At 74.4% G+C, this 22,229-nt stretch carries 16 protein-coding genes; 9 read left to right on the top strand and 7 right to left on the bottom strand.

The features are described 5' to 3' along the window. The 5 genes from R7226_RS20665 to R7226_RS20645 form a co-directional block, all read left to right on the top strand. A partial coding sequence (locus R7226_RS20665) for an Ig-like domain repeat protein (protein ID WP_318599204.1) occupies positions 1-3,018 on the top strand: 3,018 nt, incomplete at its 5' end. 135 nt (positions 3,019-3,153) lie between these two features. Beyond that, on the top strand, positions 3,154-6,246 hold the full coding sequence (locus R7226_RS20660) for an Ig-like domain repeat protein (protein ID WP_318599203.1): 3,093 nt from the start codon (positions 3,154-3,156) through the stop codon (positions 6,244-6,246). 155 nt (positions 6,247-6,401) lie between these two features. After that, positions 6,402-8,078, top strand: coding sequence for a biosynthetic-type acetolactate synthase large subunit (gene ilvB, locus R7226_RS20655; RefSeq protein ID WP_318599202.1), 1,677 nt, complete (start codon positions 6,402-6,404; stop codon positions 8,076-8,078). Between the two features lie 9 nt (positions 8,079-8,087). Beyond that, positions 8,088-8,645 (top strand): acetolactate synthase small subunit, encoded by a 558-nt coding sequence (gene ilvN, locus R7226_RS20650; protein ID WP_318599201.1) that lies wholly within the window; start codon positions 8,088-8,090, stop codon positions 8,643-8,645. Positions 8,646-8,671: 26 nt separating this feature from the next. Continuing rightward, positions 8,672-10,147: an isochorismate synthase gene (locus tag R7226_RS20645; protein ID WP_318599200.1), complete on the top strand. Its 1,476-nt coding sequence runs from the start codon at positions 8,672-8,674 to the stop codon at positions 10,145-10,147. Positions 10,148-10,176: 29 nt separating this feature from the next. Here the strand turns inward: R7226_RS20645 and R7226_RS20640 are convergent, their stop codons facing one another. From R7226_RS20640 to menD, 4 genes are read right to left on the bottom strand one after another with little or no spacing between them, the layout of a single operon-like run. After that, a complete protein-coding gene (locus R7226_RS20640) occupies positions 10,177-10,824 on the bottom strand; it encodes an RDD family protein (RefSeq protein WP_318599199.1) in 648 nt (215 codons plus the stop codon). A 24-nt stretch (positions 10,825-10,848) separates the two neighbouring features. Beyond that, the gene (locus R7226_RS20635) at positions 10,849-11,142 is read right to left on the bottom strand and encodes a hypothetical protein (protein WP_318599198.1); all 294 of its coding nucleotides are present in this window, start codon (positions 11,140-11,142) and stop codon (positions 10,849-10,851) included. Further along, positions 11,135-11,971 carry a hypothetical protein gene (locus R7226_RS20630; RefSeq protein WP_318599197.1) on the bottom strand — a complete coding sequence of 279 codons (837 nt, stop codon included), beginning with the start codon at positions 11,969-11,971 and terminating at the stop codon, positions 11,135-11,137. Before R7226_RS20630 ends, R7226_RS20635 begins: the two co-directional genes overlap by 8 nt. A 54-nt stretch (positions 11,972-12,025) precedes the next feature. Next, on the bottom strand, positions 12,026-13,795 hold the full coding sequence (gene menD, locus R7226_RS20625) for a 2-succinyl-5-enolpyruvyl-6-hydroxy-3-cyclohexene-1-carboxylic-acid synthase (RefSeq protein ID WP_318599196.1): 1,770 nt from the start codon (positions 13,793-13,795) through the stop codon (positions 12,026-12,028). A 21-nt stretch (positions 13,796-13,816) separates the two neighbouring features. Between menD and R7226_RS20620 the strand changes: the two genes are divergently transcribed. The 3 genes from R7226_RS20620 (at position 13,817) to R7226_RS20610 (ending at position 18,024) form a co-directional block, all read left to right on the top strand. Beyond that, positions 13,817-14,545: an alpha/beta fold hydrolase gene (locus tag R7226_RS20620; RefSeq protein WP_318599195.1), complete on the top strand. Its 729-nt coding sequence runs from the start codon at positions 13,817-13,819 to the stop codon at positions 14,543-14,545. 70 nt (positions 14,546-14,615) lie between these two features. Next, positions 14,616-15,722 carry a ScyD/ScyE family protein gene (locus R7226_RS20615; protein WP_318599194.1) on the top strand — a complete coding sequence of 369 codons (1,107 nt, stop codon included), beginning with the start codon at positions 14,616-14,618 and terminating at the stop codon, positions 15,720-15,722. A 7-nt stretch (positions 15,723-15,729) separates the two neighbouring features. Further along, positions 15,730-18,024 carry an MMPL family transporter gene (locus tag R7226_RS20610; RefSeq protein WP_318599193.1) on the top strand — a complete coding sequence of 765 codons (2,295 nt, stop codon included), beginning with the start codon at positions 15,730-15,732 and terminating at the stop codon, positions 18,022-18,024. Here R7226_RS20610 and R7226_RS20605 read toward each other — a convergent pair. From R7226_RS20605 to menB, 3 genes are read right to left on the bottom strand one after another with little or no spacing between them, the layout of a single operon-like run. Further along, positions 17,981-19,012, bottom strand: coding sequence for a mandelate racemase/muconate lactonizing enzyme family protein (locus R7226_RS20605; protein WP_318599192.1), 1,032 nt, complete (start codon positions 19,010-19,012; stop codon positions 17,981-17,983). The genes R7226_RS20610 and R7226_RS20605 overlap by 44 nt on opposite strands. A gap of 13 nt (positions 19,013-19,025) precedes the next feature. Then, a complete protein-coding gene (locus tag R7226_RS20600) occupies positions 19,026-19,925 on the bottom strand; it encodes a 1,4-dihydroxy-2-naphthoate polyprenyltransferase (RefSeq protein ID WP_318599191.1) in 900 nt (299 codons plus the stop codon). 5 nt (positions 19,926-19,930) lie between these two features. Beyond that, positions 19,931-20,752, bottom strand: a complete 822-nt coding sequence (menB, locus tag R7226_RS20595; protein WP_318599205.1) for a 1,4-dihydroxy-2-naphthoyl-CoA synthase — start codon at positions 20,750-20,752, stop codon at positions 19,931-19,933. Positions 20,753-20,862: 110 nt separating this feature from the next. On the opposite strand from menB, the gene menE reads away from it, so the two are divergent. Then, complete coding sequence (menE, locus tag R7226_RS20590) at positions 20,863-22,227, top strand: o-succinylbenzoate--CoA ligase (protein WP_318599190.1); 1,365 nt, start codon at positions 20,863-20,865, stop codon at positions 22,225-22,227. Positions 22,228-22,229 lie beyond the last annotated feature (2 nt).

Below are 22,229 nucleotides of genomic sequence, written 5' to 3'. Positions count from 1 at the left end.
GGCGGTGGCGGCAGCGCGATCGCGCCGCAGGGCGGCGCCGCGCTCGTCGTCGCCGGCGGCGGTGGTGGCGGCGGCGGCAACGGCATCGGCTCCGACAACCCCAACCAGGGCACGCCCGGCGCGGGCGGCGGCGACGGCGCCGGCGGCCGCGGCCCGGGCACACCGCAGGGGACCGACGGCGGCCAGCCGCCGCACGGCCATCCCCAGCTCGACCTCGGCGAGGGCGTCTTCGGCGTCGCCGAGCAGGGGAGAGGGACCGCCGGCGAGGACGGCGTCCACTGGCAGTTCGTCGAGGTGCTGTGCGGCAACCTCACCGGCGGCGGAGGCGGAGGCGGCGGCGGGATCAAGGGCGGCGGCGCCGGGACCCAGGTGATCCCCAACTACTCCAACCCCGACAACCAGCAGGAGTGCTACCCCGACTTCGGCTTCGGCGGCGGCGGGGGCGCAGGCGGCGACTCGTACGCGGACGCGACGGTGCAGGACCCGGTCTTCAGCGTCGATCCCGGCAGCTGCCCGCCTGACGGCCAGTTGGCCGCGGCCTGCTGGGGCGAGGTCGTGCTCGACTGGTCGATTGACGTCGGCACGGTCGCGGCGGCCGGCGGCGGCGTCCAGGAGACGACGATCGGGACGCGCTATCCGGGCCTCCTGCAGGCGCGCGTGACGGCGAAGGACGGCGCGCCGATCCCCGGTCTCGGCGTCACCTTCGAGCTGCCGTCCTCCGGCCCCTCGGGCGCGTTCGACACGGGCGACGGCCAGAGCCCGCGAACGGTCACGCTGACGACCGACGACAGCGGCGTCGCGACGGCCCCGCCGCTGCTCGCCAACACGACCGTCGGCAGCTTCACCGCGACCGCGACGGTCGCCGGCTTCAACCAGGCAGCCCGCTTCGCGCTTGCCAACGACGCCGCTGTGACGGCAACCTCGCTGTGGACGCTGCCGGCCGATCCGTCGGTGACGCTCGAGCCGGTCCAGCTCGTCGCCGAGGTCCGCCAGGCGCCCTCGACCGCGCCGACGCCGGTCGGCGTCGTGGCGTTCCGCGTCGACGGCAGACAGGTCGACGTCGTGACGCTCGACGGCGACGGCACGGCGATCTCCGATCCGCTGCCGCTGGCGACCGGTGACCATCCGGCCGAGGCGATCTTCTATCCCAACCGCCAGTTCAGAGGCAGCAGAGCGACGCTGACGCAGCGCGTCGCGCGCGCCGGCACCGCCGTCGAGATCGACTCCTCCGCCAACCCGTCCGAGGACGACGACGCGGTCACCTTCACCGCGACCGTCGCGCCGGTCGCCCCGGGCGCCGGCACGCCGACCGGCGCCGTCAGCTTCCTCGTCGACGGCAGAGCACTCGGCGAGCCGGTGCAGCTGAGCAGAGGCGCGGCCCAGTCGGCCGCGATCAGACTGCCGAGCGGGACCCACGGTGTGACCGCGACCTATGACGGCGACGCCGGTTATGAGCCGAGCGGCGGCGCGTACGTGCAGTCGGTCGGCGCGACCGCGACGGCGACCGAGCTGAGCGCCTCGCCGCGCAACCCCGTGGTCGGTCAGGCGACGGAGATCACGGCGACGGTGCTGCCGCCGGCGGGCAGATCGAGCGCGGTGCCGACCGGCGGCGTCGACGTGCTGGTCGACGGGATCGTCGTCTGCGACGCGGTCACGCTCGTCGCGGGCAGCGCGACCTGCGCCGTCGAGGCGCCGTCGCTGCCCGGCCCGCACGAGATCACCGCGGTCTACGACCCCGGCAGCCCCGACTTCGACCCCTCCAGCGGCGCGCTCTCGCAGCTCGTCTCGAAGGCGCGCGCCGAGCTGTCGCTGGAGGCGACGCCGGACCCGTCGGTCTTCGGCGAGCCGGTCCGGCTGCACGCCCAGGTCGAGGCGGCCGGCCCCGCGACCGGTGCGCCGACCGGCGCCGTCACCTTCACCGTCGACGGCGCCCCGATCGGCGCGCCGGTGCTGCTGCGCGACGGCCGCGCCGACTCGGTCGCGATCCCGCGCCTCGACGCGGGCCCGCACGTGCTGCGCGCCAGCTACAGCGGCGACGAGAGCTTCGTCGCCAACGCCGTCGGCGCGACGCAGGCGGTCGACCGCGGGCAGACGCTCGGCACGCTCACCAGCTCGGCGCCGAGCGCGCCGCTCGGGGCCGCGCCCGTCTTCAGCTTCAGGCTCGCGGTCGCGCCGCCGTCGGTCGGCATCCCCGGCGGCACCGTCCAGTTCTCCGTCGACGGCCGTCCGTGGGGACCGCCGGTCGCGCTGCGCGACGGCGCGGCGCAGTCGGCGCCGGTCCACACCTTGAGAGCGGGCGCCCACCTCGTGCGTGCCGCCTACTCCGGCGCCGCCGGCTACCAGCGCGTGGACGCGCAGCTGACGCAGCGGATCGCCGCGCCGCTGACGCCGCTCGGGCCGCCGCTGAGCCCGCAGCAGCCGGTGCTGAGACCGCTGCCGCCGTCGCTGCAGCCGGCGAGCGCGCGCTCGCCGCTGTTGTGCACGCGCCCGCTCGCGCTCAGCGCCGTCGGCGTGCACGGGCAGCGGGTGCGGTTGCGCGGCGTCGCCGAGGCCGACCTCGCCGGGCAGCGGATCGCGATCGTCAGCGGCGGCAAGGTGCTGGCACGTCCGCGCGTCGGCGCCGGCGGCGGCTTCTCGGCGAGCGTCCCGCGCCCGCGCGGCGTGCGCGAGGCCGACGCCGTCTACGTCGCGACGGCCGGCAGCGCCCGCTCGCAGCCGGTCGCGCTGGCGCAGCCGCTGCGGATCGTCAGCGTCCGCGCCGCCGGGAAGCGGAGCGTGCGGATCGAGGCGGTCCTCGCCGACGGCGGCACACAGCCGCGGCAGGCGCGCGTCGAGCGGCGGATCGGCTGCGGCAGCGTGCGCGTCGTCGCGCGCCCGCGCGTGCAGGCGCCGCGCGGCGGCGGCGCCCGCCGGATCGTCGCGACCGTCGCGCGGCCGGCGAAAGGCCAGGGGACGGCGGCGGTGACGCTGTTCGTCGGCGGCCGGCTCGCGGCGCTGCCAGTGCTCGTGAAGCCCTGAGCATCGGCGCGCTGACGCGGCCGGTGCGGACCGCCCCGAGCGCCGCCGCGCCGCGCACGCGCCGCCCGCGGCCGCCATCCGCCGAGCGCGCGCCGATCGCCTCAAGATCGCCGTCGCACGGCCGATCTGCTGTCCATGCAGCCGATCCGCCGCCTCCTCGCCCTCGTCGCCGTGCCGGCGCTCGCCGCGCTCTGTGCGACGCCCGCCGGAGCGGCGTCGAGCGCCAGCTCCGCGACCTTCTCCGCGCCGCCGGCCTGCCAGTCGCAGTACTTCACCGTGCCCGCGAACGTGACGGCGGTCGTCGTCGACGCGTGGGGCGGCGCCGGCGGTCACAACGAGCACACCGGGGCGGGGGGCCCGGGCGCCCACGTCAGAACGGCGCTGAGCGTCAATCCCGGCGAGCGGCTGACGGTCGACGTCGGCGTCTGGGGCGACGCCCACGGCGGCTGTGGCCTGATTCGCGGCGGCGACCGCGGCGGCGCGATCCACGGCGACGCCGCCGGCCGCGACGGCTACGGCGGCGGCAGCGGCTCGGCTGTGACGACGGCGGACGTCACGCCGCTCGTCATCGCGGGCGGCGGCGGTGGCGGCGGGGGCAAGGGCGGCTTCGGCAGCGCCTTCGGCGGCAACGGCGGCGCCGGCAGCGCGGCCGGCGACATCGGCTTCCCCGGACAGCCCGGCGCCAATGGCGGCTGCGGCGGCTGCAACGGACAGTGGAGCGGCGCCGAAGGCGACGACCAGACGTGGGGCTCGGGCGGCGCCGGCGGCGGCGGGGGCGGCGGCTACGAGGGCGGCGGCGGCGGCGACGGCACCCCCAGCGGCGGCGGCGGCGGGGGAGGCGGCGGCAGCAGCTACGCGGTGACCGCCAACCCGATCGTCACGTACAGCGACCGCGTCTGCCAGTACCCCGACTACAGCCCGACCTGCGACGGCGCCGTGACGTTCACGTGGGATCTGACACCGGCGAGCATCGCCGCGACCGCCGGCGGCGGCCAGCAGGCCCAGGTCGGCACGATCTTCGACCAGCGCCTGACGGCGAAGGTCCTCAACGCCGAGGGCCTGCCGGTCGAGGGCGTCGCGGTCACCTTCGCGCTGCCGTCCGGCGGCGCCAGCGGCAGCTGGCCCGCCGGCGACGGCACGACCGCCTCCGCGACGACCGACGCCAACGGCCTCGCGGTCGCGCCGCTGCTGCGTGCCGGCGGCGCCGCCGGCAGCTGGAGCGTGACGGCGACGGCGACCGGCGCCGGCACCGTCGCCTACGCGCTGAGCACGACCAAAGCGCCGACGACGACGCGGGTCACCTCCTCGGCCGATCCTTCGCTCGTGGGCCAGCCGGTCAGATTCACCGCGAACGTCACCGCAGCAGGCGGCGTGCCGGCGGCGGCTGGGTGGAGAGGCATCGTCACCTTCTACGACGACCACACACCGCTCGGCGCCGCGGTCGCGGTCGCGGCCGACGGCAGCGCCACGTCGACGACGCAGTGGCCGATTCTCGGCGACCACCCGATCACCGCCGTCTACTCCGGCGACGCGAACCACGGTCCGAGCACGAGCGCCGTGCTCACGCAGCAGGTCAGAAAAGTCCCGACGGCGGTCACGCTCGCGAGCGACCTGAATCCGTCGGCCAGCGGCGAGACGGTCGAGGTGACGGCGACCGTCGCCGGCCACGGCGCGTCGCTGCTGAGACCGAGCGGGGAGGTCCAGTTCTCGGTCGCCAGACTCCCGGGTGACGCGGCCGATCCCGTCGGCGGCCCGGTCACGCTCGACGGCGACGGCCAGGCCTCGGCGACCTTGCCGGCGCTGACGGACGGCGCCTACGCGGTGACGGCGAGCTACGGCGGGCAGCTGAACTTCGAGCCCGGCAGCGGCACGCTCGTGCAGACGGTCGGTCCCGACGCGACCGCGACGGCGCTGACCAGCAGCGTCAACCCCTCCGTCGTCGGGCAGCCGTTCAGGTTGACCGCGGACGTCGCGCGCACCGGCGCCGGCGCCGAGCCGACCGGCTCGGTCACCTTCCGCGACGGCGCCGACGCGCCGCTCTGCGCGCCGGTGGCGCTGAGCGCCGTCGCGACGGCCGACTGCGCCGTCGGCGGCGAGCCGACGCCGGGCGCTCTGCCGCTGTCCGCCTCCTTCCTCGACCCCGATGGCCAGTACGAGCCGAGCAGCGGCAGCATCACGCAGCGGGTCGCGCCGGCGACCACCGCGACGACGCTCACGGTCGCGTCCGACAGCAGCGCCTTCGGCGCCCCGCTGCTGCTGCGCGCGCAGGTCGAGGTCGTCGCGCCCGGTGCCGGCGAGCCCGCCGGCACTGTCCAGTTCGCCGTCGACGGCAGAGCGGCCGGCGCGCCGGTCGCGGTCGTCGATGGGGCCGCGCTCTCAGCGCCGATCGAGGGGCTCGCGGCCGGTCCGCGCCAGCTCTCGGCCACCTACGCCGACGGCACGAGCCCGCTCGTGCTGGAGCCGAGCCGCGCGGTCGGGACGCTCGTCATCACGCCCGCCCCGACCAGCATCGAGATCGCCTCCTCCGCCGCGGTCGCGCCGTTCGGCACGGCGCTCGTCTTCACCGCGACCGTCGTCGCCGAGACCGGCGTCCCGGTCAGCGACGGCGACGTCCAGTTCCTGCTCGACGGCGCCCCGCTCGGCGCGCCGGTCGACGTCGCCGGCGGCGTCGCGGTCACGCCGAGCGTGACCGGCCTCGCGCCCGGCAGCCACACGATCACCGCCGAGCTGAACGGCGGCTCCGAGTTCCAGCCCAGCAGCGTCACGGTGACGCAGCCGGTGCTGGCGCCGCCGGCCGACCCGCCGATCGTCGATCCGCCGCCGATCGGGCAGCCCGGCCCGCCGGCGCCCCCGGCCCCGCCCGTCCCGCCCGCTCCGCCGCTGACCCCCGGCAGAAGAGCGGCGCCGCGCGCGGCGAGACTCACGCTGGCGACGAGAACGACGCGCGCCGGCAGAGGCGGCGTCGTCGCGCTCGCGCTGCGCTGCTCGGGCACGGCCGGCACGCGCTGCGCCGGCCGCCTGATGCTGCGCAGCGGCAGAGCGACGCTCGGCACGGCGCGCTACTCGCTCGCGGCCGGCAGACGCGCGACGGTGCGGATCACGCTGTTGCGCAGCGCCCGGAGAACGCTTGCCAGACGCGGCCGTCTGACACTCTCCGCGCGCGCCGTGGCCAGCGCCGGCAAGGGCGCGAGCAGCAAGCTCACCGTGCGCGCGGCGTCGGCGCGCTGACGCGCCCGCGCGGCCGTCGCACGACGGTCGCGCGAGCGTCGCCGCCCCGCCGGGCCGGGACCCCGGCCGCTGGTACGATCAGACGATTCGCGCGCGCCGGTACCACGGCGCGCGTTCCCGATTTTCCGAGCCTTTGTGAAAGGAGGCGAGCGCAGATGCGTGCAGTCGACGCCCTGATGGAGTGTTTGAAAGCGGAGGGTGTCGAGGTCGTATTCGGCCTGCCCGGCGGCGCGAACCTCCCGACATACGACGCCTTCTACGACGCGGGGATCCGTCACATCCTCGTCCGTCACGAGGCCGGCGGCGGCCACGCCGCCGAGGGCTACGCGAAGGCGACCGGCAAGGTCGGCGTCGCCTTCGGCACCAGCGGCCCCGGCGCGACCAACTTGATCACGCCGATCGCCGACGCGATGATGGACTCGGTCCCGGTCGTCTTCATCACCGGCCAGGTGCGCACCGAGCTGATCGGCACCGACGGCTTCCAGGAGGCGGACATGCTCGGCATGACGCTTCCGATCGTCAAGCACTCGTTCATGATCCAGCACCCGCTGGAGATCCCGCGCGCGATCCACGAGGCCTTCCACCTCGCGCGCACCGGCCGGCCCGGCCCGGTGCTGGTCGACATCCCGCAGGACCTCAGCCGCGCCGACATCCCGTACGAGCCGGTCACCGACATACGCCTGCCGGGCTATCAGCCCAACATCGAGGGCAACCAGAAGCAGATCCGCCTCGCGGCGAAGGCGCTCGCGAACGCGCGCCGGCCGGTGCTCTACGCCGGCGGCGGCGTCGTCAACGCGAACGCCTCGGAGGAGCTGCGCGCGCTGGCGCTCAGCGACCGCTTCCCCGTCACCTGCACGCTGATGGCGCTCGGCGCCTTCCCGGCGCCGCACCACCAGTGGCTCGGCATGCTCGGCATGCACGGCACGCGCGCGGCCAACTACGCGATGGACGAGGCCGACCTGATCGTCGCGATCGGCGCCCGCTTCGACGACCGCATCACCGGCAAGCTGTCGGAGTTCGCCCCGCGCGCGAAGTTCATCCACATCGACATCGACCCGGCCGAGATCTCCAAGAACGTGCCGGCGCACATCCCGATCGTGGGCGACGCGAAGAACGTGCTCGCGAGGCTCACCGCCGAATACGCGACGCTCGAGGCCGACAGAGGCCGGCTGGAGGAGTGGTGGGCGCGGATCGACGGCTGGCGCCGTCAGTACCCGCTCACCTACGAGGACTCGGCCGACACCGAGGTGACGCCGCAGTACGCCGTCCAGGCGATCCACGAGGCGACCGGCGGCGAGGCGATCGTGACCTCCGACGTCGGCCAGCATCAGATGTGGTCCGCGCAGTACTACGACTTCCCGGAGCCGCGCCGCTGGATCAACTCCGGCGGTCTCGGCACGATGGGCTTCGGCGTCCCCGCCGCGATGGGCGCGGCGGTCGGCGTGCCCGACCGCACGGTCGTCGCGATCTGCGGCGACGGCTCGGTGCAGATGAACGCGCAGGAGCTGGCGACCTGCGCGCAGAACAGAATCCCGATCAAGGTGATCATCCTCAACAACGGCTTCCTCGGCATGGTGCGCCAGTGGCAGGAGCTGTTCTGGGACAACCGCTACTCGCAGGTCGACCTCGGCCAGTACCCCGACTTCGTCAAGCTGGCGGAGGCGTACGGCTGCACGGGCATCCGTCTGACGGACAAGACGACGCTCGTCGAGGACCTCAGAGCGGCGATCGCGACCGACGGCCCCGTGGTCGTCGACGTGCGCGTCACCAGAGAGGCGAACGTGTACCCGATGATCGCGCCCGGCCAGGCCGCGCGCGACATGGTCGGCTAGGTGAGTGTCATGGGCGAACCCGGAACGCAGGAACTGATCAGCCTCGACGAGCTGGAGGCGGCGGGCGGTCTGATGACCGGCCGCAAGCACATCCTCTCGATCCTCGTCGAGAACAAGCCGGGCGTGCTGACGCGCGTCGCCGGCCTGTTCGCGCGGCGTGCCTTCAACATCGACACGCTCGCCGTCGGCCCGACCGACGACCCGACCGTCTCGCGCATCACGCTGACGCTCGACGGCGCGGTCCACCCGATCGACCAGGTCACCAAGCAGCTGCACAAGCTCGTCAACGTGCTGAAGATCCGCGATCTCGAGCCGGGCGAGACGCTCGCGCGCGAGCTGGCGCTCTTCAAGCTCTCCGCGGACGGCACGGGGCGCGCCGAGGTGCTGCAGATCTGCGAGATCTTCCGCGCGAAGATCGTCGACGTCGCGAAGCGCTCGGTGATCGTCGAGATCACCGGCACGACCGACAAGATCGAGGCGTTCGAGCGGCTCGTCCGGCCGTTCGGCCTGATCGAGATGGCGCGCACGGGCGAGATCGCGATCTCGCGCGGACGCAGCGAGACCTGATCCCGGCGGCGGGGTAGACCCGGACGATGAAGTTCAGCACGCGTGCGCGGCCGGCCAGCCCCGAGTGGCTCGACCGTCCCGCGCGCGAGCTGCTGAGCGCGCGGCTGCACGAAGCGGTCCGTCGCGCCCGCGCCGGCGCCGGCTCCGACCGCGCCGCCGGCATCACCGGCGAGGTGCTCGCGGCGGTCACCGTGCGCGTCGCGCGCGGGACCGACCCGGCGGCCGTCGTCGCCGCCTCGCGGCAGCCCGACGAGCCGTGGTTCGCGCTCGAGCAGCCCGACCGTGACGGCACGGCGCTCGCGACGCTCGGCTGCGTGCGCGCGCTGGAGGCGCGCGGTGCCGACCGCTTCGACGTCGTCACGCGCAGCTGGCGCAGGCTGGCCGCCGACGCCGTCGCCGACCCGCCGGAGGGACCGGCCGGCGCCGGCCTGGTCGCCGCCGGCGGCTTCGCCTTCGCCCCGCAGGGCGGCGGCTCGCCCGTCTGGGCCGGCTTCGCGCCGGCGTCGCTGCACGTGCCGCGGATCTCCTTCGCCCGCCGCGGCGGCGACGTGCGGCTGACGGTCGCCGCGCTCGCGACGCCCGACGACGACCCGGCGCAGCTGCTGGCCGCGATCGAGCAGCGGCTGGAGGGATTGCGCGCCGCCTCGGCGCTGCCACTGCTGGACCCGGCGCCGGCCGGCCGCTACGAGGTCGTCAGCGCGATGCCGCCCGAGCACTACGAGGGCGCCGTCGTGCGCGCGACGGAGCGGATCAAGGCGGGCGAGCTGGAGAAGGTCGTGCTCGCGCGCGAGGTGCAGGTCCACGCGCCGGTCGCGCACGATCCCGGCGCCGTCTTCGGCGCGCTGCGCGACGGCTTCCCCGGCTGCTTCGTCTACGCCGTCGGCCGCGGCGCCTCGACCTTCCTCGGCGCCACGCCGGAGCTGCTCGTGCGGCGCGACGGCGAGCGCGCCTCGACCGTCGCGCTGGCCGGCTCGACCCGCCGCAGCGCCGACCCCGCGGTCGACGACCACCTCGGCGAGGCGCTGATGCGCAGCGACAAGGACCGCGGCGAGCAGGCGATCGTGACGCGCCGGATCGCGAGGGCGCTGCGGCCGCACGCGCTGTGGGTGACGGCCGCGCCGGAGCCGGTCGTCGTGCGCGTCGCCAACATCCAGCACCTCGCGACGCCGATCCGCGCGCAGCTCTCCAAGCCGCTCGGGGCGATCGCGCTCGCCGACGTGCTGCACCCGACGCCGGCCGTCGGCGGCGAGCCGTTCGCGACCGCGGAGCGGCTGATCCCGCAGCTCGAGGGCTTCGACCGCGGCTGGTACGCCGGGCCGGTCGGCTGGACCGACGCCAACGGCGACGGCGAGCTGTGCGTGGCGCTGCGCTGCGCGCTGCTACGCGGTCCGGTCGCCCACTGCTACGCCGGCGTCGGCGTCGTGCGCGACTCCGATCCCGCCGCCGAGCTGGCGGAGACGGAGATCAAGCTGCAGGCGCTGCTGCCGGTCCTCGCCGGCTGAGCGGCCCGGACGCGAAGCCCCGCGCCCGCTCAGCGCCCGAACGCTCTGTTGATCTCGTCGTAGTCGCGCGAGGGCGACGGCGACGGCGGCGCCCACAGGTTTCTCGGCTGCTCGGTGGCCGGCGGCGGGGGCGGCGGCGTCCGCGGCGGCTCCGGCGCGTCCGGCGCGAGCGGGTCGCGCGGCGCGTCGGCGCGGTAGACGAAGGTCGCGCCGATCTTGTCGTGGACGCACTGGCGGCGCTTGTCGAACAGTCCGAAGGGATAGTCGACGAGCGCGTACAGCCCGCCGCTGATCAGGTTGATCGCGGTCGTGCCGAGCACGTCACGGCGCGCGGCGCGCCAGAAGGTGACCGGCACGCCCTCGGCCGTCACGACGCGCACCTTCAGCAGCTGCTTGCCGAACGTCTGCCCGTTGCGGGCGCCCTCGCGGCGCATCGTCAGCGGGTAGTAGAGCAGCAGCACGAGCGCGTAGCCGACGTAGATCAGCGCGATCGCGAGGTCCTCGTCGGCGCCGAACGCGAACGCGGCGCCGCCGACGACGATCGCGGCGACGACGACCATGAAGAACGCGTCGATCAGCAGCGCCCAGAAGCGGCGCCAGCGCGACGCCAGCCGCGCGTCGTCCTGCACCAGCTGGTTGCTCGCCTCGGAGACGGGAAAGGGCTCGTACGCGCTCATGGTCGCGGCAGCGTACCGGCGGGTTCAGTCGCGCTGCGGCAGCGTCGCTCGCCGCCACAACCCGATCACTTCGCGCACGCTCGCGCTGCGGTAGGAGATGCGGCTGTCGAGCGGACGCAGCTCCAGTTCGAAGCGGCCGCTGTCGCGCTGCTGCAGCGAGATCACCTGGGCGTGGAAGCGGCGGCCCTTCTTGTCGACCTCGACGAGGTCGCCGGGCGCGATCCCCTTCGAGCTGAGGCGGGTCGGCCTGGACGGTGCGGGCGCCGCCGCGGTCGGCTCGTCGTCGAAGCCGAGCAGGCTGATCTGCGCCTCAGTCACGGCCCCCAACGGTAGCCCCTGCGTCGGCGGCCTGCTTGAGCTGCTTCGTCAGCCCGACGCCGACGACGATGAAGCCGACGCCCAGCCACCACGGCTCGTCCATCGACAGCACGATGATCCCGATCACGGTGAGCCACGGCGTCACCTGCGCGAGGAAGTCGCCGAGCGGCGGGACGCGCACGGTCTCGCCGCGCTCCAGCGCGCCGAGCGCCCGCACCCGCTGCGGGTACCAGAGTGTGAACTGCGCGGCGACGATCAGCGGGAAGGTCTGGATGATCCAGCCGGTCCAGATGTTGTTGCTGTCGTCGAGCACGAGGTCGCCGTAGAAGCCCGACGCCGCCTCGATCCCGAAGGCGATCGCCCACGCCCACGTGATCACGTAGTTGGTGCGCAGGAAGACGGGGTTGCTCCACAGCTCGCGCGGCGCGCTCTCCTTCGCGTAGGCGAGCGTGAACGGCTGGCGCAGGGCGATCGAGCCGAGCGCGATCGCGACGAGCGCGATGTTGGCGACCTCGCCCGACCACCGCTCCAGCCAGGTGTGCGTGTCGTCGGAGGCGACGGCGACGAAGACCGCCAGCGCGCCGAAGAAGATCACGTCGGAGTACTCGAGCAGCTTCGGCTTGCTGCCGCGCAGCCAGCCGGCCATCAGGATCGCGAGCGCGAGGCCGAGCGCGATCGCGGCCGACTCCTCCAGTCGTCCGTTGCCCTCGACGAGGCTGTAGACGATCCACGGCGCGAGGCCGACGAGCGGGTTCGCGAGCGCCATGTCGAGCAGGGCGCCGGCGCGGCCGCCGGAAGGGGAGGTCGTCGCCGACGTCTGAGGGTGCATGCCCGACTGATCGGCCGGCAGGTGCCGGCGCTTGAGCGGTGGGCCCGGTCGGCGTCAGGGCGTCGCGAGCGCCTCCGCGACCGCCGCCCACACGCGCCGGTGCAGCGTCACGTTCGCGTCGCGCTCGGTCCGCGCCTCGACGATCGTCACGCCGGCGCCGGGCGCGGTCGACTGCGCCAGCGCGGCGCGCAGGTCGCCGGCGGTCGCGACCGGCAGATGGCGAGCGCCGTAGAGCTGCGCGGCGACGGCGAAGTCGAGCCCGTGCGGGGTCGCGACGTGGTGCTCGAAGTGGTCGGCCTGGGTCGCGACGGGGAGGAAGTGGAAGATCCCGCCGCCGTCGTTGTTGACGAGCACGATCGTCAGGTCGAGCGCCAGCCGCCGCGCCGACAGCAGCGCGGAGAGGTCGTAGGCGAGCGTGACGTCGCCGACGTGGAGGACGACCGGCCCGCTGCCGGCCGCGGCCGCGCCGAGCGCCGCGGCGACCGTCCCGTCGATCCCGTTGGCGCCGCGGTTGGCAAGCGTCAGCGGCCCGTCGTCGCGGGCGGGCGCGAACGTCTCGACGTCGCGGATCGGCATCGAGGCGGCGACGAACAGCGTCGTCCCGGCCGGCAGCGCCGCGGTCAGCTCGGCGGCGACCAGCGGCTCGTTGAGCGGGGCGCCGGCGCCGCTGCCGATCGTCTGCGCGATCGCGCGCGCGGCGGCGGCGTCGGCGTCGCGCCACTGCGCGAGCCAGGCGGGGTCGCCGGGCGCCGTCGCGCCGCTCGCGCCAGCGCCAGCGGCGACGGCGTCGCCCTCCACCACCAGCGCGTCGAGCGCGACCGCGGCCCGCTCGCTGACGACGCCGTCGGGGTCGTGCCACGTCCCCTCGGGGTCGATCGCGAGCTGGCGGATCGCGGGATCGAGCCCGGCCAGCCAGCCGCGCAGCGGCTTGGAGGTCGGCACGTCGCCGACCCGCACGACAGCAGCCGGCGCACCGATCCGCGTCTGGAAGCCCGGATCGCGCAGCAGCGCGTCGTAGTGGGCGATCGCGTTCGGCCCGCGCCGCGCGCCGGAGAGCGGATCGGCGAGCAGGACCCAGCCGAGCCGCTCGGCCAGCGCCGCCGCCGCGCGCCCGCCGCCGTCGCGCTCCGTCCGCCCCGCGACGATGACGCCACGGCCGGCCGGCAGCGGCGCGAGCGCGTTTTCGTGTCCGTCCGAGGGAGACGAAACCGCAGTCTCGGCCCGTTCCACCCACGGCCGGCCATCCGCGCGGCCCGGCAACGGATCGGCAGGCAGCGGCTCGCTCAGCACCAGCGGCTCGCGCAGCGGGAGATTCAGGTGGACGACGCCGGGGCGGCCGTCGAGCGCGGTCCAGACGGCGCGGCAGGCCAGCGTCCGCATCCAGCGCAGCGCCGCCGGGGTCGCCTCGCCGACGACGCCGACCTCGAAGAACGCCTTCGCGGCGCCGCCGTAGAGCTTGATCTGGTCGATCGTCTGGCCGGCGCCGACGTCGCGCAGCTCCGGCGGGCGGTCGGTCGTCAGCACGATCAGCGGCACGCGCGCCTCGGCCGCCTCGATCACGGCCGGCAGCAGCTCGGCCGCCGCCGTCCCGGAGGTGACCGTGATCGCGACCGGCCGGCCGGTCCGCTTCGCCAGCCCGACGGCGAAGAAGCCGGCGACGCGCTCGTCGACGTGCGACCACGAGCGCAGCCGGCGCTCGCGCGCGAGCGACAGCACGACCGGCGTCGAGCGCGAGCCGGGGGAGGTGCAGGCGTCGGTGACGCCGCAGCGGGCCAGCTCGTCGCAGAAGGCGCGCAAGAGGAGGTACGTGTCGATCGTGCTCATGGTCGTGTAGACATCCAGTCCGTGACGGCTCCGGCGACGATCGTCCTGCTCCACGGCTTCACGCAGACCGGGCGAAGCTGGGATCCTGTCGTCGCGGCGATGGGCGAACGCTATCGCGCGCTCGCGCCGGACCTGCGCGGCCATGGCAGCGCCTCCGACCTGCGGCCGGTCGGCTTCGGCGAGATCGCGGCCGACGTGCTCGCGCTGGCGCCGGCCCGCTTCGCGCTCGCCGGCTACTCGATGGGCGGCCGCATCGCGCTCGACCTCGCGCTGCGCGACGGCGGTGCGGCGCAGCAGCGGATCGAGCGGCTGACGCTGATCGGCGCCAGCCCCGGGCTGCGCTCCGCCGGCGAGCGGGCGGCCCGCCGCGCCGCCGACGACGCGCTCGCGGAGCAGATCCTCAGCGGCGGCGTCGAGGCGTTCGCGCGTGGATGGGCGGCACAGCCGCTGTTCGCCGACCAGCCGCCGGCGGTCGCCGCGGCGGCCCACGCCGAGCGGCTGCGCAGCACGCCGGAGGGGCTGGCCGCCTCGTTGTGCGGCACCGGCACCGGCACGATGGAGCCGCTGTGGGAGCGGCTGCCGCGGCTGCGTCTGCCGGTCACGCTGATCGCCGGCGAGCGCGACGCGAAGTTCCGCGCGCTCGCCGAGCAGATGGCGGAGCTGCTGCCCGACGCGACATTGCACGTCGTCGAAGGTGCCGGCCACGCCGTGCAGCTGGAGCGACCGGATGCGGTCGCGGCGCTGCTGTGAGCGCGCCAACGCGCCCATTCATCCCGGTTACCTCCCCATTTTTCTGTGGGCAGGCGTAGCGTCCGCGCACATGAATAACACCGGTATCTGGTCCAGGCGATCGCGTCTGGGCCTGCTCTCCGCGTCGGTCGCCGTCTGCGCGATGCCGGCCGGCGCCGCCGCCGCTCCCAGCATGTCGGTGCTCGCCAGCGGGCTCGACAATCCCCGCCACGTCTCGCTCGCGCCCGACGGCAGAACGCTCTACGTCGCCGCCGCCGGCAAGGCCGGCAGAGACTGCTTCGGGCCGAGAAGATCGCAGACCTGCATCGGCTACAGCGGCAGAATCCTCGCGCTGTCGCCCTCCGGCGGCGCACCGCGCACCGTCGCCTCCAACCTGCTCTCGGTGGCAGGTCCCGACGGCAGCTTCGCGACCGGCCCCGACGGCGTCTCCGCCGGCCCCGACGGCCGCGTCGTCACCGTCATCACCTCGAGCACGCAGAGAGACATCAGCGGCATCCCGAGAAGAGCGCAGGCGCAGGCCGGCCAGCTCTTCCGCGCGCTGCCGAGACCGCTGACCGACCTCGCGTCGATCGACAGCTTCGAGTGGAGCAACAACTCCGACGGCGTCAGAGGCGACACCAACTCGAACCCGTACGCGGTGCTCGCGCTCGACGGCAGCGAGGTCGTCGCTGACGCCGGCGCCAATGCGATCCTCTCGGTCGTGGGCAGAAGAGTGTCGCTGCTGGCGACGATCAGAGGACCGGGCAGAACCCAGCGCGTCCCGTCGTCGCTGGCGCTCGGACCCGACGACGACGTCTACGTCGGCGAGCTGGCCGAGGGCGCCGGCAACGGCAGAGCGCGCGTGCTGCGGCTGACCGGCGAGGGCACCCCGCCGACCGTCTACGCGACCGGCTTCACGACCGTCACCGGCGTCGCCTTCGGCCCCGACGGCTCGCTCTACGTGACCGAGCTGACGACCAACATAAGATCGAGATCCGCTCCCGGCCGCGTCACGCGGATCACGCCGGAGGGCAGACGCACGAGCTTCTCCAGAGGCCTCGTCTTCCCGCAGGGCGCGGCGGTCGGCGCCGACGGCAGCGTCTACGTCTCCAACTACTCGGTGCTGCCGGGGAGAACGCCGAGAAGCAGCCCCTTCAGAGGCGCCGGCGGCCAGGTCGTGAAGATCAGAGGACTGTGAGGGGTTAATGACGGGAGCGCTGTATCGCCTCGGCAAGCTGTGCGTGCGCCACCGCCTGGCGGTGGTGCTGACGTGGGTCGTGATCGCGGTCGGTCTGATCGCGCTCGCCGGCACGCTCGGCTCGCAGGCGAGCGACAACGTCAGCCTGCCGGGGACCGGCAGCCAGCAGGTGACCGACCTGCTGGAGCGCGGCTTCCCGTCGCAGGCGAACGGGTCGAGCCCGATCGTGCTGCGCGCGCCCGCCGGGGCGAGAGTGACCGACAGCAGATTCACGAGCGCGATCGACGACTCCGTCAGAGCGCTGCAGAACGACCAGTACGTCGCGAAGGTGATCAGCCCGCTCGACAGAGCGGGCGCCGCTCAGGTCTCCAGAGATCAGACGATCGCGTACATCTCGGTCTTCCCCGATCGCAGCCTCGGCGACGTCACGCTGGAGGACGCGCAGGAGATCCTCGACAAGGCGAACCCGGCGAAGAGAGCGGGCCTGTCGACCTCGGCCGGCGGCCCGCTCGGCTCGAAGCTGAGCAAGCCGGAGACGGAGACGAGCGAGGTCGTCGGCCTCGCGATGGCGCTGGTCGTGCTCGCCTTCACGTTCGGCTCGTTCGTCGCGATGGGGCTGCCGATCGCCTCGGCGCTGATCGGCGTGCTCGCGGGCGTCTCCGGGATCACGCTGCTCAGCCACGTCACGGAGGTGCCGACATCGGCGCCGACGCTGGCGATCATGCTCGGCCTCGGCGTCGGGATCGACTACGCGCTCTTCATCGTCACCGCCCACCGTGAGACGCTCACGCACGGGATGGACCCGCGCGAGTCGGTCGCGCGCGCCGTCGCGACCTCCGGCGGCGCGGTCCTGTTCGCCGGCTGCACCGTCGTCGTGGCGGTCTGCTCGCTGATAGTCGCGGGGATCCCGCTCGTGACGACGCTCGGCCTCACGACCGGGCTGATGGTCGCGATCGCGATCGTCTGCGCGCTGACGCTGCTGCCGGCGATACTCGCGCTCGTCGGCGAGCGCATCAACCACCTGCCGCTGCCGGGCCGCAAGCCCGACCAGCCGGTCGACGTCGAGACGAACCGCTGGGCGCGGTTCGCGCGCTGGATCACCCACCACCCGTTCGTCGCCGTCGCGATCGCGCTGACGATCCTGATCCCGTTGACGATCCCCGCCTTCTCGCTCCACTTCGGCCAGGCCGACACCGGCGCGCTGCCGAGAGAGGAGACGGCGCGGCAGGCCTACGACGACCTCACCGCCGGCTTCGGCGTCGGCGCCAACGGCCCGATCGTGATCGCGGCGAGACTGGCGAGACCGGCGCAGCCCGACGACCCGTCGCTGCAGAGACTGCAGCAGGCGGTCGCGGGCGAGGACGGCGTCGTTGCGGTGACGCCGGTCGCGCTCGACGGCCCCGGCCAGATCGCGACGTTCAACGCCATCCCCAGCACGGCGCCGTCGGACACCGCGACCGAGGACCTCGTCGACGACCTGCGCGCGACGACGATCCCGGACGCGACCAGAGGGACCGGTGACGAGGCCTTCGTCGGCGGCTCGACGGCCGCCTCGATCGACCTCGCCGAGGAGATCTCCGACACGCTGCCGGAGACGATCCTCGTGATCATCGGGCTCAGCTTCATCCTGCTGATGGTCGCCTTCCGCTCGATCGCGATCCCGCTGAAGGCGGCGGCGATGAACCTGCTCTCGATCGGCGTCGCCTACGGCGTCGTGGTGATGGTCTTTCAGTACGGCTGGTTCGCCGGCCTCGTCGGGCTCGAGGATGCGGTGCCGATCGTCAGCTACCTGCCGCTGCTGATGTTCGCCGGGCTGTTCGGCCTCTCGATGGACTACGAGGTCTTCCTCATGAGCCACGTGCAGGAGCACTGGAAGGAGACCGGCAGAGCGCGCGACGCGATCGTCACCGGCGTCGCCGAGAGCGCCAGAGTGATCACCGCCGCGGCGCTGATCATGGTCGCCGTCTTCGCCAGCTTCATCCTCAACGGCGACCCGACGATCAAGCAGTTCGGTGTCGGATTGTCGATCGCGGTGATCGTCGACGCGACGATCGTGCGCTGCCTGCTGGTGCCGGCGGTGATGGCGCTGCTGGGCAGAACGGCGTGGTGGATCCCCGGCTGGCTCGATCGGATCCTGCCGCGGATCTCGGTCGAGGGCCACGGCTACTTCGAGGACGAGGCGCGGCGCGGCGGAGACGGGCGCCCGCCAGGTCCGCCGGCCGGACCGCCGGCCGCGGCGCCGCGGCCGACGGGTGCGCCTACGCCCGGATCCCCAGACCAGGTCCGGTCGGAACCCTCATGAAGCCGTCGCGGACCGCCAGCGCCGGGTCGACGTCGAGGCCGTCGAAGGCGTCGAGCGTCGCCAGCCCGCAGGCGACCGCCGGCGCGATCGCGGCGGCGGCGTGGAGCGCGCCGGCGATCCCCAGCGGCCCGTCGAAGGTCGAGGCGAGATAGACCTCGCTGCCGGCCGCGCGAGCGCGGTCGGCAGCCTCGATCAGCCCGGTGATGCCGCCGCAGCGGCTCAGCTTGAGGCAGACGAGACGGGTCGCGCCGGCGTCGATCGCGCCCGGGCCGACGCCGCTCTCGTCCATCGCGACCGGCAGCCCCGGCAGCGTCTCCTGCACGTCGCGCAGCGCCTCGACGCCGTGGACCGGCTCCTCGATCAGCTCGATCCCGCTCGCGCTCAGCGCGCGCAGCTGCGCGACCGCCTCCCGCGGCGTCTCCCACGCGCCGTTGGCGTCGAGCCGCAGCGCGACGTCGGGGCCGACCGCGGCGCGCACGGCGGCGAGCCGGCCGGCGTCGTCGCCGACCCCGGCCTTCAGCTTCAGCACGCGGTGGCCGGCGGCGACCAGCGCGGTCGCCTCGGCTGCGGCGCCGGCGCGGTCGGCGGCGCCGACGAGCGCGTTGACGGCGATCGCCATCCCGGCCTCGGCGCCGAGCAGCGAGGCGACCGGCGCTCTCACTCTGCGCCCCTCGCGATCCCACAGCGCCAGGTCGATCGCGGCGATCGCCTGCGGCAGCACCGCGACCTGGCGGCACTCGGCGAGGATCTGCGCGCGCGGCAGCCCCTCGGCCTCGCGCAGGATCGGGCGGCAGTCCTCCAGCGCCGCGTGCACGTCGTCGAGCGCGACGCCGTCGTAGGCGGGCAGCGGCGCCGCCTCGCCGGCGCCGGCGACGCCGTCGGCGCCCATCACGATCACGTCGAGCAGCTCGCGCTCGGTGATCGTCCCGTGCGCCGTCGGCAGCGGGGTGCGCAGACGCAGACGGCGCGGAGCGATCGCGAGGCGCACCTGGACCCGTTCGCTAGCTCAGCAGGATGCCGGCCGACAGCAGGACGCAGAAGATCAGCTCGAGCATGCCGGTCTTCGCCAGCGCCTCGTTGAGCGTGGGGCCGTCGGTGCGGTTTCTGACGATCCGCACGACCGGCGCCGCCAGCGGCAGCGTCAGCAGCGGCAGCAGCAGCCACGGCGACAGCGGGCCGAAGATCCACGCGACCGGCGTCAGCAGGTAGGCGCCGTAGACCATCACGGCGAACAGCACCTGCGTGCGGCGCCGGCCGAGCCGCACCGCGAGCGTCTTCTTGCCGGCCCTGCGGTCGGTGTCCATGTCTCGGTAGTTGTTGACGACGAGCACGGCGGAGGCGAGCAGGCCGGCCGGCACGGCGAGCGCGAACGCCTCCCATTCGAGCGTCTCGGTCTGCACGAAGTAGGAGCCGGCGACCGCGACGATCCCGAAGAAGAGGAAGACGAACAGCTCGCCGAGGCCGTCGTAGCCGTATGGCCGCGGGCCGCCGGTGTAGAGCACGCCCGCGATGATCGAGGCGACGCCGACGAGCAGCAGCTGCCAGCCGGCGACGGCGATCAGGTAGGCGCCGCAGGCGATCGCCAGCGCGAACGTGACGTAGGTCGCGATCAGCACCTGGCGCGGCGGCACGAGCCCGCCGGCGGTCACGCGCACCGGGCCGAGGCGGTCCTCGGTGTCGGCGCCGCGGCGCGCGTCGGAGTAGTCGTTGGAGAGGTTGGCGCCGACCTGGATGAAGAGCGCGCCGAGCACCGCGGCGGCGAACCGCAGCGGGTGGAAGACGTCCTCGAAGCCGGCCAGCGCGGTGCCGACGAGCACCGGCGCGAGGCCGACCGGCAGCGTCCGCAGGCGCGCTGCCATCACCCAGATGCGGACCACGTTGGTGGAGGTGTCGGCGCTCATCGCGGTCAGGGGCGGCGGGGGAATCTGGAGAAGTCGGGCTGGCGCTTCTCGAGGAAGGCGGTGCGGCCCTCTCTCGCCTCGTCGCTGCCGTACAGCAGCAGGTTGGTGTCGTGCGCGAGCTGCTGGATGCCGGCGTAGCCGTCCTCCTGCGCGTTGAAGCTCGACTTCACCAGCCGCAGCGCGAAGGGGGAGAGGGCGAGCATCTCGCGGCACCACCGCACCGTCGTCTCCTCGACCTCGGCGAGCGGCACGACGGCGTTGACGAGGCCCATCTCGAGCGCTTCGGCCGCGTCGTACTGGCGGCACAGCAGCCAGATCTCCTTCGCCTTCTTGGTCCCGACGAGGTCGCGCAGGACCGAGGCGCCGAAGCCGCCGTCCCACGAGCCGACTCTCGGGCCGGTCTGGCCGAAGCGGGCGTTGTCGGCGGCGATCGTGAGGTCGCAGATGACGTGCAGCACGTGGCCGCCGCCGATCGCGAACCCTCTCACCATCGCGACGACGGGCTTCGGCAGCCGGCGGATCTGGACGTGCAGATCGGTGACGTGGAAGCGGCCGACGACGGCGTTGCCGCCGACTCTGTAGCCGGACTCGCCGCGCACGCGCTGGTCGCCGCCGGAGCAGAACGCCTTGTCGCCCTCGCCGGTGAGGATGATCGCGCCGACGCTCGTGTCCTCGCGGGCGCGCTCGAACGCGTCGGAGAGCTCGATCACCGTCTCAGGCCGGAAGGCGTTGCGGACCTCGGGGCGGTCGATCGTGATCTTGGCGATGCCGTCGCCGGACAGCTCGTAGCGGATGTCCTCGTAATCGGCGGCGGATGTCCAGGTCACGGGCAAGTCGGGCGTCTCCTTCGTGCGGGGCCGCGGCCGGGGTGCCGGCGCTCGCGCGCGCGGCGGCGGCCGCGCGGTGCGCGGTTCGAATACGGGACACTAGCCCTTCGATGGCCTCCTTCGACGCATGGCTTCCGCGCGCCGCCGCGCTGCGCCCCGGCGCCGCGGCGCTCGTGACCGGCGACGGCGAGGTGACGACGTATGCCGAGCTGCACGTGCTGGCGCGGCGCGCGGCGGCCGAGCTGGCCGCGCGCGGCGTCGTCGCCGACGACCGCGTCGCGCTGGCGCTGGGGCCGGGCGTTGCGTTCGTCGCCGCGCTGCACGCGGTGCTGGGACTCGGCGCGGCGGTCGTCCCGATCGACCTGCGGCTGTCCGCCGCCGAGCAGGCCGCGCGAGCCGAAGGCGCGCGGCTCGTGATCGATGACCAGACGCTCACCCGCGCGTTCGCCGCGCCTGCGAGCCCGCACGCGGCCGGCGCCGCGCCCGCGAGCCCGCCCGAACGCGACCTGCTCGCCCGCTTCGACGCCGACGCCGTCGCGACGGTCCTCCACACCTCCGGCACGACCGCCGCGCCCAAGCCGGTGCGGCTGACGATCTCCAACTGGCAGTGGAACGCGCTCGGCTCGGCGCTCGCGCTCGGCCTCGACCGCGACGAGCGCTGGCTCTGCACGCTGCCGCTCAGCCACGTCGGCGGCCTCTCGATCCTGCTGCGCAGCGCGATCTACGGCACCACGGTCGTCCTGCACGAGCGCTTCGACGCCGCGCGGGCCGCTGCCGCGCTCGCCGACGCGGCGCAGCCGGTCACGCTCGTCTCGCTCGTCGCCACGACGCTCCAGCGCGTGCTCGACGCCGGCCTCGCCGACCCGCCGGCGCTGCGCTGCGCGCTGATCGGCGGCGGCCCGCTGGCGCCGGCTCTGGCCGCGCGCGCCGCCGCCGCCGGGATCGCCGCCGCGCAGACGTACGGCATGACGGAAGCCTGCTCACAGGTGACGACGTCGCTGCCGGGCGAGCCGCAGACGGCTGGCCGCGCGCTCGCCGGCACCGAGGTGGCGCTGACGGGCGAGGGCGAGATCGTCGTGCGGGGGGAGACGGTCGAGCGCGCCGCGCTCGCCGCCGACGGCTGGCTGCACACCGGCGATCTCGGCGCGCTCGACGACTCCGGCCGCCTGACGGTCACCGGCCGCAAGGCCGACACGATCGTCAGCGGCGGCGAGAACGTCGCGCCGCAGGAGGTCGAGGCGGTGCTGCTTGCGCATCCGGCGGTCGCCGACGCCGGCGTGTACGGCCGTCCAGACCCTGAGTGGGGCGAGGCGGTGCACGCGGTCGTGGTGGTGCGCGAGCCGGCCCTCGAAGCCGAGCTGCGCGCCCACGTCGCCGCCCACCTCGCCCGCTTCAAGGTCCCCAAGCGGGTCACCTTCGCCGACGAGTTGCCGCGGACGGTCTCCGGCAAGCTGCTGCGACGCGAGCTGAGATAGCC

It is taken from the genome of Conexibacter stalactiti, from assembly GCF_033542075.1.
Classification (GTDB): domain Bacteria; phylum Actinomycetota; class Thermoleophilia; order Solirubrobacterales; family Solirubrobacteraceae; genus Conexibacter; species Conexibacter stalactiti.
The sequence above is the reverse complement of the archived record's forward strand: the minus strand, read 5'-3'. Positions and strand labels throughout refer to the sequence as shown.

Bases quoted from the DNA above. Each gene is read 5' to 3' on its own strand.
- menD (WP_318599196.1), bottom strand. From the start codon at position 13,795: ATGAGCACGATCGACACGTACCTCCTCTTGCGCGCCTTCTGCGACGAG.
- ilvB (WP_318599202.1), top strand. From the start codon at position 6,402: ATGCGTGCAGTCGACGCCCTGATGGAGTGTTTGAAAGCGGAGGGTGTC.
- R7226_RS20610 (WP_318599193.1), top strand. From the start codon at position 15,730: ATGACGGGAGCGCTGTATCGCCTCGGCAAGCTGTGCGTGCGCCACCGC.
- R7226_RS20615 (WP_318599194.1), top strand. From the start codon at position 14,616: ATGAATAACACCGGTATCTGGTCCAGGCGATCGCGTCTGGGCCTGCTC.
- menE (WP_318599190.1), top strand. From the start codon at position 20,863: ATGGCCTCCTTCGACGCATGGCTTCCGCGCGCCGCCGCGCTGCGCCCC.
- R7226_RS20645 (WP_318599200.1), top strand. From the start codon at position 8,672: ATGAAGTTCAGCACGCGTGCGCGGCCGGCCAGCCCCGAGTGGCTCGAC.
- ilvN (WP_318599201.1), top strand. From the start codon at position 8,088: ATGGGCGAACCCGGAACGCAGGAACTGATCAGCCTCGACGAGCTGGAG.
- R7226_RS20640 (WP_318599199.1), bottom strand. From the start codon at position 10,824: ATGAGCGCGTACGAGCCCTTTCCCGTCTCCGAGGCGAGCAACCAGCTG.
- R7226_RS20600 (WP_318599191.1), bottom strand. From the start codon at position 19,925: ATGAGCGCCGACACCTCCACCAACGTGGTCCGCATCTGGGTGATGGCA.
- R7226_RS20660 (WP_318599203.1), top strand. From the start codon at position 3,154: ATGCAGCCGATCCGCCGCCTCCTCGCCCTCGTCGCCGTGCCGGCGCTC.
- R7226_RS20630 (WP_318599197.1), bottom strand. From the start codon at position 11,971: ATGCACCCTCAGACGTCGGCGACGACCTCCCCTTCCGGCGGCCGCGCC.